This window comes from Corynebacterium pyruviciproducens ATCC BAA-1742 (genome assembly GCF_000411375.1).
GTDB lineage: Bacteria > Actinomycetota > Actinomycetes > Mycobacteriales > Mycobacteriaceae > Corynebacterium > Corynebacterium pyruviciproducens.
The window spans coordinates 199,934-213,725 of record NZ_KE150447.1 but is presented as its reverse complement, the minus strand read 5'-3'; the positions used below and the strand labels follow the sequence as shown (position 1 = coordinate 213,725).

Here is a 13,792-nt window from a genome sequence, read left to right as displayed (position 1 = left end):
CTTTGCTAGTGGCGAGGTGCGGAGGCAATGCACAAAAAACTCGCCACCGGCAGGTGCCGGCAGCGAGTTGCGGTGCGGTTGGGGCTAGTCCTCGTCGCCCTCGGAGCGCTGATCCTCAACGGCGGAATCAACAACCGTGCGGGCCTGCGTGCGGCCACCACCCATGCGCTTGAAGCGGGCGCGGACGTTAGCAAAGGCCTCCTCCGTCGTGATGGAGGGATCCCCATCGGCGGTGGAAATCTTGATGTCATCGTAGGTGATCTCACCCGTGCGCAGGGACACCATCTCCTGGTGGTAGCGGATCCACACGGCCACCGTGGCGGCCACCGGCACGGCGAGGAATGCGCCGATGATGCCGAACAACCCGCCACCGACGGTGACAGACAGCAACACAACAACCGGGTGCAGATCCATGGCTTTGGACTGCAGCATCGGGGAGAGGATATTACCCTCCAGCTGCTGCACCAAGATGATGAGAATGAGGGCGAAAATGGCCGTCTTCAACCCACCGTCGACAAGCGCGATCAACACAGCCAGAGCGCCAGCCGAGAACGCACCGACGATGGGGATGAAACCAGCGAAGAACGTAATCACAGCAAGGGTGAGGGCCATGGGGACCTTGAGCACCCACAGGCCAAGACCAATGATGACCGCATCGATGGCGGACACCGCGGCCTGGGCGCGAATGTACCCGCCGAGGGTGTTCCACGTGCGGGTGAGCACCTCAGACAGGTGCCAGCCCACGTTCTGGCCCACCACACCACGGATGGTGGGCAGCAGCTTGGAGCCGTCCTTCAGGAAGAAGAAGCTCAAGATCACGGCAACACCGAAGGTGACCACGGCCGAGGAGACGGCGGACAGGCCGCTGAACACGCCGGAGGCGATATTGGATGCCTGATCCTGCAGCCAGCCGAACACCTCGTCAATAACCTGGTCTACCTGCTCACTCTGCACGTTGAGTGGCGGGCCCTGGATCCAATCGCCGAGGCGGTAGACGCCTTCCTTGCCGGAATCAAACAGGCGCTTGCCCTGCGTGCTAAACGTCGGCGCGATGGCGGCAACAACGCCGGAGAACACGGCCACGAACCCGAGCAGGGTGAGGACCACGGACAGCGCCATCGGCACCTTGTGATCCTTCAGCCACTTCGTCGGCGGCCACAGAACCGTACACAGCAGTACGGCGATGAGGATGGGGAGGATACCGGCCCACACGGAGCCGATGACCTTGCCCAAGATCCACAGCGCGATGGCTAAGCCGATGAAGCGCCAGGCCCAGGCGGCAACCATCTTCGCGTCGGCGCTCAACACAACGGAGCGATCGGCGCCGTCGGCACCGGACTCCGGGAACGGGTCCTCGCGCGGGTCGGCGTCGTTGGCCTCCGCAAGCGAATCCTCCACGGCTTGGTGGAGGTCCTTCCGGGTCTCACCGTCGACGTAATCGTCGGGAGAGACCCTCCTACTAGTGCTCATAAACTCATTCCTCTATATAGGCAGTAGACGGCGAGAAGCTTAGCCCATATAGCACGTTTTTTGTAGCTCGGGTGGGGTGACACCCACGAGGAGGCCCAGGTGAGGCCGGATTACACCAGTTTTCGCGAGGAGATAGTAAACCCGGCGGCGCGCAGGCGCGCGATGTAGGGCGCGCCGAGGCCGGAGGCCGGGGTGAGGATGCCGCCGGCGGTGTGATCGGGGGTGGCAAGGAGCGTCATGGCGGCCTCGCCGAGGAACTTCGCCGTGCCCTTGTAGCCGGGGTCCTCGTTGCCGCGGAAAGTGGTGGCCCAGTGCTTTCCAGTTGTTGTGATGCCGTGGTGCACGGTGGTGAAGTGCCCGGCTTCCTGGGATTTCTCGCTCGGCCCGGTGCCAGGCTGGGGGATGAGGCGCTGCCACGGGCCGTCGGTGGTGACGGCCTTGAACGCCACGCCGAGCCCCGCGGCGAGCGCTATGGCGGCGAGCTTGGAGCCGGTCTTTTGGCGCTCGGTGTAGCGCAGCTCGCGGCCGTACTGGTGATCCAGGAGGCTGTTGGAGCGCCGGACGATCCGCGTGTTGAACCCGGCCATGAAGAACGGTCCGGCCCAGCCCTCGGGGGTGCGGTCGATGTCCATGTCCTTCTGGCCGCCCGGGTTGGCCTCGCTGGCCGGGTCGGGGCACAGCGAGTACTTGCCGTGGATGGCGGTGTCCGGATTTTCCTGCGCTGCGAGCGATTCCTTCATGCTGGCGATGGTGCCGCCGGAAAGCCCGCCCTTGAGGTCGGTGACCACCATAGTGACCTTGGTAAATGGCTCCTCCGCCTGGCGGGAGAGCTCGTACATGCCGATGTCGCTGGGGACGGAGTCGAACCCGCAGGCTTGCACGATGCGGGCTCCTGTCTCGTGGGCCGTGGCCTGGTACTGGTCGATCATCTGGCGGATGAAGGGGGCCTCCCCGCACAGGTTGACGTAGTCGGTGCCACGCTCCGCGCAGGCCATGATGAGGTGCGCGCCGTAGCGGGTGTATGGGCCGACGGTGGAGATCACCACGCGGGCGTGCTCGGCGAGGAAGTCCATGTCCGCCGGGTCGTTGGCGTCGGCGATAATGAGCGGCGCCTCGATGCCCAGCGCCTCGAGCTTCTCCTGGCTGCGCCCGGCCAGGCCGAGCTTGAGGTCGGGGTAGGTCTCGCGCAGGTAGAGGGCGGTGAGCTGTCCCACGAAGCTGGTGGCGCCAAAAATGATGATGTCCAAATCCATGGGCCCATTGTTCCACGTCTGTCACGCTGCGCGCTCTGTCGTACTTGTCGCGCAGTACGCCTTGTCGCGCTGCGTGCCTGGCTACACTGTGTGCATGGCTACAGTGATTTCGTGCAATCGCGCAGTTGCCCACACGGACCCGGGCGGTAGCGCGCGGATGAGCGGGATGGCGAAGGTTCCCGTTTCCTCCCTCGAGCTGTTCATCCCCGGTCCCCACTACGGCGACGGCTCCGGGGTGGTGGGCGATTTCGTGGGGGATACCAAGCACCACGGTGGCGCGCAAAAAGCAGTGTACGCGTTCGCGCGGGAGGAGCTTGACTGGTGGGAGGGCGAGCTCGGCCGAAAACTGGCCAACGGGGCGTTCGGGGAAAACCTCACCACTACCGGCATCGCCTGGGAGGACGCGGTGGTCAACACCCGCTTCCGCATCGGCAGCGCCGTGGTGGAGGTGTCCGTTTCCCGCACGCCGTGCCGTACGTTCGCCGGCTGGATGGGTGAGCCGGGGTGGATCAAGCGGTTCACCGCGCACGGCCGCACGGGCAGCTACCTGCGGGTTATTACGCCGGGGACGGTGCACGCGGGAGACGAGCTGGTCGTGGTGGACGTGCCGGGGCACGGGGTGACCATGGGGGAAGTCTTCGCGGGCGCGTGCGGCGATAAACAGGCCGCCCGGCGGCTGGTTGCTGCCCGCTGCCTGCCGGTGATGTACCACGAGCGGATGGTCGCGCTCCTCGGGGGTTAGGGTTCTTGTGCTTGTCGACGCCCGCTCGTGACCTCGTCTTTTACCGCGAATGCGCGCCGGGAAAAAGAAAGTTGAGTCGAGTGGGAATAACTTTGGGCGTGGTGTGTTGTACTGAGTGTGAGATTGAGTGGCGCAGGCTCAAGGGTGCTGGTACAGTGGCTCTTGAAATTGAGTGAGGCTCAATCAACTCCCCCGGCACGGTGGTGACAGACCTGGCCGGGAGACAGTAGACAAACGGATTTCGAAGAAGGAGAAAAATATTATGGGACGCGCAGTAGGTATCGACCTCGGTACAACCAACTCGGTTGTGGCAGTGCTCGAAGGTGGGGATCCCACCGTCATCGCTAACTCGGAGGGCTCCCGCACCACCCCGTCGGTGGTCGGCTTTGCCAAGAACGGCGAGGTGCTCGTCGGGCAGTCCGCTAAGAACCAGGCGGTGACCAACGTTGATCGCACCATCCGCTCCGTCAAGCGCCACATGGGTACGGACTGGACCGTTTCCATTGATGATAAGAAGTACACGCCGCAGGAGATTTCGGCACGTACGCTCATGAAGTTGAAGAGGGACGCAGAGGCCTACCTCGGCGAGGACGTCACGGACGCCGTCATTACCGTTCCTGCGTACTTCGAGGACGCACAGCGTCAGGCCACCAAGGAAGCCGGCCAGATCGCAGGCCTCAACGTCCTGCGTATCGTCAACGAGCCGACGGCGGCAGCACTCGCCTACGGCCTGGAAAAGGGCGACAAGGACCAGACCATCCTCGTGTTCGACCTCGGTGGCGGCACGTTCGATGTGTCCCTGCTGGAGATCGGCGACGGTGTGGTCGAGGTGAAGGCCACCGCTGGCGATAACAAGCTCGGTGGCGATGACTGGGACCAGCGCATCGTTGATTGGCTGGTAGAAAAGTTCAAGGCCTCCCACGGCATTGACCTGACCAAGGACAAAATGGCCCTGCAGCGTCTGCGCGAGGCCGCCGAGAAGGCCAAGATCGAGCTGTCTGCTTCGCAGTCCGCCACGATCAACCTGCCGTACATCACGGTGGATGCTGAAAAGAACCCGCTGTTCCTGGACGAGACGCTGTCCCGCTCCGAGTTCCAGAACATCACCAAGGATCTTCTGGACCGTACCAAGCAGCCGTTCAACCAGGTAGTTAAGGATGCTGGCATCTCCACGTCCGATATTGACCAGGTTGTGCTCGTCGGTGGCTCCACCCGTATGCCCGCCGTCACGGAGCTCGTGACCGAGCTGACCGGTGGCAAGAAGCCGAACAAGTCCGTCAACCCGGACGAGGTTGTGGCTGTCGGTGCCGCCCTCCAGGCCGGCGTTCTCCGCGGCGACGTCAAGGACGTTCTGCTCCTTGATGTCACCCCGCTGTCGCTCGGCATCGAGACCAAGGGTGGCGTCATGACCAAGATCATCGAGCGCAACACCACCATCCCGAAGCGCGAGACGCAGACGTTCACCACGGCTGAGGACAACCAGCCGAGCGTCCAGATCCAGGTGTTCCAGGGCGAGCGCGAGATCGCGGCCCACAACAAGCTGCTCGGATCCTTTGAACTCGGCGGCATCGCCCCGGCCCCGCGTGGCATCCCGCAGATCGAGGTCACCTTCGACATCGACGCCAACGGCATCGTCCACGTGACCGCCAAGGACAAGGGCACCGGCAAGGAGAACACCATCACCATCCAGGACGGCTCCGGTCTGTCCCAGGACGAGATCGACCGTATGATCAAGGATGCGGAAGAGCATGCCGAGGCCGATAAGAAGCGCCGCGAGGAGCTGGAGATCCGCAACCAGGCGGAATCCCTCGTCTACTCCACGCGCTCCTTCATGGATGAGAACAAGGACAAGGTGTCCGAGGATATCCGCACCAAGGTGGAAGAGGCCGCCAAGGGCGTGGAGAAAGCACTCGAGGGCGACGATATCGACGCAGTGAAGAGCGCTGTGGAGAAGCTGTCCACCGAGTCCCAGGAGATGGGCAAGGCCATCTACGCTCAGGAGGCAGCCCAGGGCACCACGGAGGCCGGCGCCGCAGGCGGCTCCGACGACGACAACGTTGTTGACGCCGAGGTTGTGGACGAGGACACGGACAACAAGGACGGTGACAAGTAGTGAGTGACCCCGAGAACCGCGAGCACCCCACGCCTGAGGAGCCCGAGGTGACGGAGTCGGCCGTCGGCGGTGCCGACGGTGGCGAACCGGTCGCTGACGCGGAGGTGGCGGACACCGCCGCCGACGCGGCGGCCGCAGCCGACACCGCTGAGCAGGCTCCCGAGGAATCCCCGGAGGACAAGCTCACCGCACTGCTCGCAGAACGCACCGATGACCTGCAGCGGGTCAGCGCCGAGTACGCGAACTACCGTAAGCGCGCGGCGCAGGACCGGCAGACCACCATCGACCACACGACATCGTCCGTGGTGCAGAAGTTCCTCCCCGTCTTTGACGATCTGGATCTTGCTGAACAGCACGGCGACCTCAAGGAGGGCCCGCTCAAGGCCTTCGCCGGGAAGCTCGCCGGAATTCTCGGCCAGCTGAAGGTGACCCCCTTCGGTGCCGCGGGTGACGAGTTCAACCCGGAGATCCACGAGGCTGTCCAGGACCTGTCCAGCGGCGACGAGAAGCGCATCGGCGTGGTGCTCCGCAAAGGCTACATGATCGACGATCGCCTTCTCCGCACCGCCATGGTCATCATTGACGATGTGGAAGAGGCACAGTCGGGGTCTGCCGATGAACCGGCCCCCGAGGCCGCCTCGGCAGACGAATCAGAGAACAACGAGTCTTAAGTACGTCTCGTTGACAATAAAATGAACAAGTGAATAAGGAAGTGTAAAGGAAAGGAGGAGATGCCCAGTGGCAGAAAGCGAATGGGCTAATAAAGACTATTACGCGGACCTGGGGGTCTCCTCGTCCGCAAGCGCGGATGAGATCAAGCGGGCCTACCGGAAGTTGGCGCGTGAGAACCATCCGGACACCAACCCCGGCGACCCAGCCGCGGAGGAACGCTTCAAGAAAGCCGCCGAAGCCTACGATGTCGTGGGCGACTCGAAGAAGCGGAAGGACTACGACGAGTTCAAAGCCATGGTCGGCTCCGGCCGGTTCTTTGGCGGAAACGGAGGCCCGGGCTTTCCGGGTGGGTTTCGCACATCGACGGACGGCGGCGGGTTCTCGGAGTTCTTCACCCAAGGCGGATCGGGATTTGCTGGCGAAGGTGGCATTGGGGATATCCTCGGTGGCCTTTTCAACCGCGGCGGGGGTGCTTCTCGCACTGCGCAACCGTCGCGGGGGGCCGACGTCGAAACGCACATAACGCTCGACTTCCGCGAGGCCGTGGAAGGCACCGTCATCCCCATCCAGCTGACCGGCGACGCGCCCTGCGGGACGTGCCACGGGTCAGGATCGAAATCCGGGAACCCCACCACGTGCCCGACGTGCCACGGGACGGGGTTCACCTCGGAGCAAAAGGGAGCCTTCGGGTTCTCCGCGCCCTGCACCGATTGCGGCGGCAGTGGCAAGAAGATCACGGACCCCTGCTCCAACTGTCACGGCACCGGAACCGTGCGCCGAACACGCTCCATCACCGTCCGCATCCCTGAGGGTGTGCGCGACGGCCAGAAAGTGCGGCTCGCCGGCCAGGGCGAGGCGGGGCCGAACGGGAAACCCTCGGGCGACCTGTTCGTCAACGTCACCGTCCGGCCGGACAAGGTGTTCACCCGCGACGGCAATGACCTTGAGGTGACCGTCCCCGTGACGTTCGCCGAGGCCGCCCTGGGAGACACGATCACCGTGCCCACCCTGGGTAAGCCCGTCAAGGTGAAGCTGCCCGCAGGAACCCCCTCGGGCCGCACGCTGAGGATCAAGGGGCGTGGCGTCAAGGGTGGCGACCTCATGGTCACCGTCACGGTCACGGTTCCCACCCACCTCGACCCGGCGGCCACAAGCGCACTGCGCTCGTACGCCCAGGCGGAGAAAGACTCCGGTTTTACTCCGCGCGAGGATTGGATGAAACAACACAAGTAATGCGTCGGCGTGGGCGTCAGCTCACGTGCGTGCTGTCACAGAAAGGAGGTGACGGATGTCTAAGGAAAATAATTCGCAGGAAACCGAAGTCTTCGTCATCTCTGTGGCGGCGGAGCTCGCGGGGATGCACGCGCAGACGCTGCGTTCCTACGACCGCATGGGGCTTGTCACCCCGCGCCGCACGCGCGGCGGTGGCAGGCGCTACACCAAGCAGGACGTGGAGCAGCTGCGAGAAATCCAGCGGCTCAGCCACGACGAGGGCGTCAACCTCGCAGGAATAAAGGCGATCACGAGGCTTCAGGAGGAGAAATCCGCGCTGGAGCGGCGCCTGGAAGAGCTGCAGGAGGAAAACGAGGAGCTTCGCCAGAAGCTCGAACACGCCCCCCGTCGCGGCGGCGAACTCGTCCACGTTCCCGCCTCCACAGCAGTAGTGGTGTGGAAGCGCAGGCGTTAGCGTCGCGCTTTGTGGGCAGAGGCGACGTGGTCGGCGTTGCCTTCTTAATCGAAGTGCTCCCCCATCAGTTGAATTGTGAAGTGCAATTTCAACGGGTGGGGAGCATTTGTGTGGCTGGTGTGTAAGTGATGTCGGCCCGGGTCCGCCAATCCAATGCTGGGGGTCCAAACGGGTCGTCGCAAGAGCCGGTTCGCGTGGTGAATCTGTGAGTTACGGTTCGGCGTGTTTGTGCTTGAGAGGCCACCACCGTAGCTATCCGTTCGGATCAATTCACTTTTTCTCGAAGGGATGGGATTTTACGAGGGCGGCTGAGCCCGATCGTATTGTCCGGCGTGTCTATCGTGACCGATTTTTCCCGAGCGTCCCCTAATTTTGATGCGCACTAGATTAAGAGACTTCATTTTCCGGATCTTGTCCGGCTGTGGCGTACCTGTGAGTGGGGCAGAACACGCGACAGCTTCTGGTCGCTGGACGAAAAAACGGTTGCCCAATGGAGCTACTTATGAGGGCACCGAGGAGAAAAAGCTTGTGCATCTACTCCGGTTACTTTCAGTCTTCACTACTGTGTTGAGCTGTATTCGCTTGTTACTTCGGCCGTGACATGAATGACGAGAAGTCAACGGAGCTGATGAAGGATCGTGGCCACTCCTCATCATCGGTCAGGAGCATGTCCTCCCACAACCGTGACACCGTTGCCCCGGGCTCAATGGGTTCATCTATCGTTCCTAGTGCGGTGGAGTAGCTGTACATTTCCCATTCGTCCCCGTCAACCGGTTCATCGCTCTGAGCCTGGAGATCGTCAAGCAGATTCTTTTTCACAAGTGAATCCACCTCATGGAACTCCGAATCAGCGATTAGATAGACGGTAGTGAACTGTTTCACACGCTCCACTCGCTCGAGATAGCGCTGATAACACCGAGGCAAATCCTCTTCCTTTGCAAGGAAATAGGTTCTGGTCAGAGTAATGTCACTGGGCATTATTTTGGAATCCAATTCGTGTCATAGGCGTATGATGGCCGATATTTCCTCTGAGAATAGCAATGCCTCTTATAGGCATTATTCCACCTTGCCAGTCTGTGAAAGTGGCGATATCGATATTTGGTGGGTTGAAGCGAAGGCTGATCCAACTCCTGCGTGCTGTGTTGGTATTTGCTCACATGCGCTCGGAGGAAATTAGTCTCAGCATGGCCTGGTTGATTCAGCGGTGGGATTATGTAGTGTCATCATCGGCCCGCGTGGGTGGGCTTGCTCGTGCAGCCTCCGCAACGATCACCAGCTGTGGCTGTACCGCTGGGAGTTTTTTCACTTTTCCCCCGATCCCGCTGAAGCACAAGTCCCCCAGATATGGAATCGGTAACGCGGCAGCCTCGATTCGGAAACCAAAAGGTGTGTTCAAGCACATTTACACATGGACCTCCGATGAATCGCAGGCGTTAGCCGAATTGTGAGTTGAAGAAAGGGCTCAGCTTTCTTCGATGCTGGGCCCTTTTGTGACGCGTGGACTCGGGAAAACCGACGAGCTACTTCTCGGAGCTTCCGTTATCTGCGGAGTTCGTGGAGCTACTGGAGCTCGAGTCTCCATCTTCCTGGGCGACGGGGGCGGGACCGAGGATCGGGCTGCCGATGATGAGCCCCGGGTAGACGGGCTCCTTGCCGGTGGTGGGATGGACAGTGATGGTCGTCGGCTCCCCGGCGGTGAGCCCCAGCGTCCAGAACTGGCCGCCGTACACGTTGGCCAGCTCGCTCACGGTGTCCTCCTTGCCGGGCCGGCTCACCGTCACCGTGTACGGGGCCTTCGTGCGCCCGTCCACGGTGTTGGAATCGTCGTAGCCCACGTGCAGGTAGAGGCGCGAATCCGTGGGTGCAGTGATGGTGAGGCTGGGGTTGCCCTCACCGGTGGAGGTGTACGAGCTCGGGCACTCGGAGCGGTCGAGCTGCGCGTCGCCGGCGGTGAAGCCGGCGAGTTTCACCGTGGCGGGCGACTTGGCCAACAGGGCGACGGAGGTGCCGTCGATGACGGGGATCTCGTCGCCTGCCCAGTTGCAGGTGGTTTCGCGCGGTGGCGCGGGCTGGGTGGCGGAGACGGCGATGCCGATGATGGCGCTGAGCGTGGTAATCACGCCGAGGACTGCGCCTGCGACCTGGAGGGCGTCGAACTCGCCGATGCCGGGGATGGTGATTTTCATGTTCGCCTTTCGTGCACTGGTATTTGAGATAAGTCTACAATCGCGACCATGTTGGTAGCACTATGTCAGATCAATAGTTCAGGCGATATTGAGGCGAACGCGAAGCTGGTGGAGTCCTCTATCCGCGAGGCCGCTGCAGCCGGTGCCCGCCTCATTGTCCTGCCCGAGGCGACGATGCACGCGTTCGGCGCCGGCCCGCTCACCGGGTCTGCCGAGCGTTTCGGTTGGTTTTCCTCGCTGATCCAGGGGCTTGTCCGCGCTCTGTCGGTCACCGTTGTGTGCGGAACGTTCCGGCCCGCAGAAGACGGGCGTGTTTTCAACACGGCGCTCATTGCCCGCCCCCACGCCGAGCCACTCATGTACGACAAGATGCACCTCTACGACGCGTTCGGCTTCGCGGAATCGGACTCCGTCGCCCCGGGCGACAACATCGTCACCTTCGACGTCGATGGCATCACCTTCGGCGTGGCCATCTGCTTCGATATTCGCTTCCCCGCCTTCTTTAAGGAAATGGCGCGCCGGGGTGCCCAGGCGATCATCGTGCCCACAAGCTGGACGCCGGGTAACACCAAGGAGTACCAGTGGAAGCTCCTCATTCGCGCCCGGGCGCTCGACAGCGGGTGCTTCATTCTCGCCGCGGATCAGGGCTTTCTTGACGACGGCCGCACCGACCCCGTCGGCGTCGGCTACTCCGCAGTCATTGACCCGTTCGGTGGCGTGGTTAAAGAATTGGGCCACGAGCAGGGGATCCTCTACGCGGAGATCGATCCCGCAGTGGTGGACAAGGCCCGCACGACGCTGCCGGTTCTCGAGGCGGACTAAGCCCTACTCCTCCGAATCGTCGGTGCCGCGCGGTGGCCGCCGCGTCGCCTTGTGCGCGATGACGGCGGCGAAGATGGGACCGACAAACCCGCCGAGGATGACGGCCCACTCGGCGGTTGTGCGGAAAATGAGGACCGTCAAAAGGCTAAACAGGCCAAACAGCGGCACCGCGAGCACGAAGAAGACGATGCTCAAGGCGATGAACTCGCCGGAGGATTCCCGGTTTTTTACTGTTCATGAGTTGATCCTAGAGTGCGTTGTACAGGATGTTCTGTGGTGGCGTGCCGTTTCGGACCAGGGCATCGCGCATGGTGGGGATCCATGCGGGCGGGCCGGCGATGAGAATCTGCCGGTCGGACCACGCGCCGTAACGGGGGAGAACCTCCTCCAGCGTGCCGTGCTCGGTGACGTTCAAGCCACGCGGCGCAGTGCACCACTCGGTGGGGCTCACCCACCACGGATCCTTCTCGTTTTCCACCACCGGGGTGACCGTGAGCCACGGGGAGGTGGAGGCCACATCCCACAGGGTGCGCAGGTCATAGAGCTCGCCGGGGTACTCGGCGCCGAAGAACAGGTGCACGCGCGCCGGGTTGAGCATCCCCACCTGGCTCAAGATGAGGGAGCGCAGTGGGGCGAGCCCCACCGAGTTGGCGATCATGAGCACGTCCTTGTCCCCGTCGATAGCTACTCGGCCGTACGGGTTGCCCAACAGCCATGTGTCGCCCACGCGGGAGTTTGCCAGCGGTACCGAGGACATGCCCTGCGGGTTGGTGCGCACGTGGAACTCCATTTCGCCGGTCTCGGTGGCGGGCAACGCCGAGGTGTAAAAGCGCCAAATACCGGGCGTGACCTCGGAGGAAATGGGGAAATAAGAGCCGGGCTGGAAGTTGATGGGGGTGCGCGTTTTGAGGCGCACCACGGAGATGCGTCGGCAACGGCGCTGTACGTCCACCACAGTGGCCGAGTAGTTGCGGGGGATGCCAGCAGAATCGTCGCGGGCGATGGACTGGGCCAGGAGCGTTGAGATCTCGCCCAGTGCCGTATCCGCCCCGACGAGGTACCGGAACGATAAATCGGAGCAGAGGGAGAACAGTCCGTCGCGAAGCGCCTCCACAAACGGGTGGAAGTACTTGGGTGAGACGTTGTACTTACGGTGATCCTTGCCCAGCTGGGTGACGAGCGTACGCATCTCGTCGGTGATGTGGCCGGAGACCGGCGTGCGCTCAAACACAAACGAGAGGGCTCGCCCCATGTCGGCGTGCACGTTCTGCTTGTGCAGAGGAAACACGAGCATGGTCTCGGGGCACTTCTCAAAGAAGGCAGCGCGGACGTGCTCGTGGAACTCGGGTGAGACGGAGCGCAGCCTTTCGGCTACGGGGGAAAGTGTGTCATCCACGGTGCTTAGTCCTTAGGGCGTTACCGAATCGTTATCTACTGTAGTTGTAGTGTACAGCGTTTGACGGCGTGGGATGACAAAAGCCGCGATAATTGTGGTAATCGGGACAGCGAACACGATGGCCAGCGCGCCCGTCCCGGAGCGGAGCAACTCCGTGGCCACCTCGTCGCCGGTGAGAATGAGGCCGGCGGAGCGAGTAGAAACATACTGTATTAACAGCATCGGCAGCGCCGCGCCCGTGTAGGTGAGAACGAGGGTGTACGTCATGGAGGACACGTGATCCCGGCCCACTTTCATGGCGGAGGAAAACAGCTGCCACGGCCGGGCCGTGGGGTCCGCGCCAACAAGCTCTTTGACGGTGGAGGCCTGCGCGACGGTGACATCGTTGAGCCCGCCGACGGCTCCGACGATAAAGCCACACATCATGACGCCGAGGATCTGCACCTCAGGCAAATAGAGCACGAGGTTGAGGTTTTCGTCATTGCCAAGCCCCCGCAGGTTGGTGGAGCCGATCGCCCACGTGGCCAACACGGCGGTGACCAGCACCGAGACAAGTGTGCCGCTGAGCGCGGAGGCGGACTTCCAGTTGAGGCCGTGGACGAGCGGTACTGAGACGATGACGATGGCGCTCACCGCCGTCACCGCCAGCGGGATCGCCGGACCGCCGTGCAGAAGCGCCGGGACGAGGAAGAAGAGGATCACACCCAGGGAGTAGGTGAGGCCAATGAGGGAGCGCACCCCGTACCACGCGGCCAGGGCGACGATGGCGAGGCAGATGACGATCCCCCACATGGCTAGCGGTACTCCGCGCTGGTAATCGCCGAATGCGTAGGTGTATCCGTCGGGGGTGTGCGTCTGCGTGAGCAGCACCTTGTCCCCCTGGTTGAGCTGCGGCTCGCCCGCCACCTCGTGGGTAATGAGGTGGGTAGAAATGCTCTTGTTGGGGCCCTCCTCGATGCGGACGGTGTTGCGCTTACAGCCCTCCTCGTTCGGCGGCGGGCAGCCCCCGGGGTCGACGGCCGTGACGGTGCCGCGCACGTACTCCTGGTTGAGTCCAAAGGAGCTCGAAAACGAATCGCTGATGGCGGGGGCGGTGGACGGTGGCCACAGCAGAACGAGTCCCGCGAGGGTGAGCGCGCCGCAGATCCCGATGAACGCGAGGAGCAGCCGTTGGGGGTTCGTCATGTTTGACGGGTTCTTCATAAATGACGAACCCGCTTTAAAAGGCGAACCCGCTGTAAAGGACGAGCTGGACGCGACAGTTGCGTCCGTCGTAGAAGTCGGTTTGGCGTGGCGGGCCATGGCGTCGTCCTCCTTGCTCCGGTCTCGGTGGTGACCGGGTGATTCTACCCCTAACTGGGAGGTCTTTTCGATTGTAGCGGGGCTGAGTGCGCGCCGGTAAAGTTGAGTGAGGAAGGCTCAAAAAAAGTTTGCCTTGAGTGGAACATACT

Annotated in this window: 13 protein-coding genes; 6 read left to right on the top strand and 7 right to left on the bottom strand. The window is 62.6% G+C overall.

Annotation, left to right across the window (positions count from 1 at the left end; translation table 11 throughout):
• Positions 1–84: 84 nt before the first annotated feature.
• Together HMPREF1219_RS07480 and HMPREF1219_RS07475 are read right to left on the bottom strand one after the other, a co-directional pair.
• Positions 85–1,470, bottom strand: a complete 1,386-nt coding sequence (locus HMPREF1219_RS07480; protein WP_016458290.1) for an AI-2E family transporter — start codon at positions 1,468–1,470, stop codon at positions 85–87.
• A 110-nt stretch (positions 1,471–1,580) separates the two neighbouring features.
• Complete coding sequence (locus tag HMPREF1219_RS07475) at positions 1,581–2,723, bottom strand: saccharopine dehydrogenase family protein (RefSeq protein WP_016458289.1); 1,143 nt, start codon at positions 2,721–2,723, stop codon at positions 1,581–1,583.
• A gap of 94 nt (positions 2,724–2,817) precedes the next feature.
• Here HMPREF1219_RS07475 and HMPREF1219_RS07470 point away from each other — a divergent pair, with 94 nt between their 5' ends.
• The 5 genes from HMPREF1219_RS07470 (at position 2,818) to HMPREF1219_RS07450 (ending at position 7,937) form a co-directional block, all read left to right on the top strand.
• Positions 2,818–3,465 (top strand): MOSC domain-containing protein, encoded by a 648-nt coding sequence (locus HMPREF1219_RS07470; RefSeq protein ID WP_040427576.1) that lies wholly within the window; start codon positions 2,818–2,820, stop codon positions 3,463–3,465.
• Between the two features lie 262 nt (positions 3,466–3,727).
• Positions 3,728–5,578, top strand: coding sequence for a molecular chaperone DnaK (dnaK, locus tag HMPREF1219_RS07465; RefSeq protein ID WP_016458287.1), 1,851 nt, complete (start codon positions 3,728–3,730; stop codon positions 5,576–5,578).
• Positions 5,578–6,249 (top strand): nucleotide exchange factor GrpE, encoded by a 672-nt coding sequence (grpE, locus tag HMPREF1219_RS07460; protein WP_016458286.1) that lies wholly within the window; start codon positions 5,578–5,580, stop codon positions 6,247–6,249. Before dnaK ends, grpE begins: the two co-directional genes overlap by 1 nt.
• A 67-nt stretch (positions 6,250–6,316) precedes the next feature.
• Positions 6,317–7,483, top strand: coding sequence for a molecular chaperone DnaJ (dnaJ, locus tag HMPREF1219_RS07455; RefSeq protein ID WP_016458285.1), 1,167 nt, complete (start codon positions 6,317–6,319; stop codon positions 7,481–7,483).
• A 55-nt stretch (positions 7,484–7,538) separates the two neighbouring features.
• Positions 7,539–7,937, top strand: coding sequence for a heat shock protein transcriptional repressor HspR (locus tag HMPREF1219_RS07450; RefSeq protein ID WP_016458284.1), 399 nt, complete (start codon positions 7,539–7,541; stop codon positions 7,935–7,937).
• A 585-nt stretch (positions 7,938–8,522) separates the two neighbouring features.
• Here HMPREF1219_RS07450 and HMPREF1219_RS12825 read toward each other — a convergent pair.
• Complete coding sequence (locus HMPREF1219_RS12825) at positions 8,523–8,756, bottom strand: hypothetical protein (protein WP_156823265.1); 234 nt, start codon at positions 8,754–8,756, stop codon at positions 8,523–8,525.
• Positions 8,757–9,457: 701 nt separating this feature from the next.
• Positions 9,458–10,123, bottom strand: coding sequence for a hypothetical protein (locus HMPREF1219_RS07435; RefSeq protein ID WP_016458281.1), 666 nt, complete (start codon positions 10,121–10,123; stop codon positions 9,458–9,460).
• Positions 10,124–10,171: 48 nt separating this feature from the next.
• Here HMPREF1219_RS07435 and HMPREF1219_RS07430 point away from each other — a divergent pair, with 48 nt between their 5' ends.
• Positions 10,172–10,945, top strand: coding sequence for a carbon-nitrogen hydrolase family protein (locus tag HMPREF1219_RS07430; protein WP_016458280.1), 774 nt, complete (start codon positions 10,172–10,174; stop codon positions 10,943–10,945).
• A 3-nt stretch (positions 10,946–10,948) separates the two neighbouring features.
• On the opposite strand, the gene HMPREF1219_RS07425 is transcribed toward HMPREF1219_RS07430, so the two are convergent.
• Genes HMPREF1219_RS07425 through HMPREF1219_RS07415 form a run of 3 tightly spaced genes read right to left on the bottom strand, consistent with a single transcriptional unit; the run spans position 10,949 to position 13,526 of the window.
• Positions 10,949–11,140, bottom strand: a complete 192-nt coding sequence (locus tag HMPREF1219_RS07425; RefSeq protein ID WP_016458279.1) for a hypothetical protein — start codon at positions 11,138–11,140, stop codon at positions 10,949–10,951.
• Positions 11,141–11,192: 52 nt separating this feature from the next.
• Complete coding sequence (locus HMPREF1219_RS07420) at positions 11,193–12,341, bottom strand: FAD-binding oxidoreductase (protein ID WP_016458278.1); 1,149 nt, start codon at positions 12,339–12,341, stop codon at positions 11,193–11,195.
• Between the two features lie 12 nt (positions 12,342–12,353).
• Positions 12,354–13,526, bottom strand: a complete 1,173-nt coding sequence (locus HMPREF1219_RS07415; protein ID WP_051120523.1) for a YibE/F family protein — start codon at positions 13,524–13,526, stop codon at positions 12,354–12,356.
• Positions 13,527–13,792 lie beyond the last annotated feature (266 nt).

Excerpts from the sequence above, each read along its gene's own strand:
- HMPREF1219_RS07480 (WP_016458290.1), bottom strand. The coding sequence starts at position 1,470 with ATGAGCACTAGTAGGAGGGTCTCTCCCGACGATTACGTCGACGGTGAG.
- HMPREF1219_RS07475 (WP_016458289.1), bottom strand. The coding sequence starts at position 2,723 with ATGGATTTGGACATCATCATTTTTGGCGCCACCAGCTTCGTGGGACAG.
- HMPREF1219_RS07470 (WP_040427576.1), top strand. The coding sequence starts at position 2,818 with ATGGCTACAGTGATTTCGTGCAATCGCGCAGTTGCCCACACGGACCCG.
- dnaK (WP_016458287.1), top strand. The coding sequence starts at position 3,728 with ATGGGACGCGCAGTAGGTATCGACCTCGGTACAACCAACTCGGTTGTG.
- HMPREF1219_RS07450 (WP_016458284.1), top strand. The coding sequence starts at position 7,539 with ATGTCTAAGGAAAATAATTCGCAGGAAACCGAAGTCTTCGTCATCTCT.
- HMPREF1219_RS07435 (WP_016458281.1), bottom strand. The coding sequence starts at position 10,123 with ATGAAAATCACCATCCCCGGCATCGGCGAGTTCGACGCCCTCCAGGTC.
- HMPREF1219_RS07430 (WP_016458280.1), top strand. The coding sequence starts at position 10,172 with ATGTTGGTAGCACTATGTCAGATCAATAGTTCAGGCGATATTGAGGCG.
- HMPREF1219_RS07415 (WP_051120523.1), bottom strand. The coding sequence starts at position 13,526 with ATGACGAACCCCCAACGGCTGCTCCTCGCGTTCATCGGGATCTGCGGC.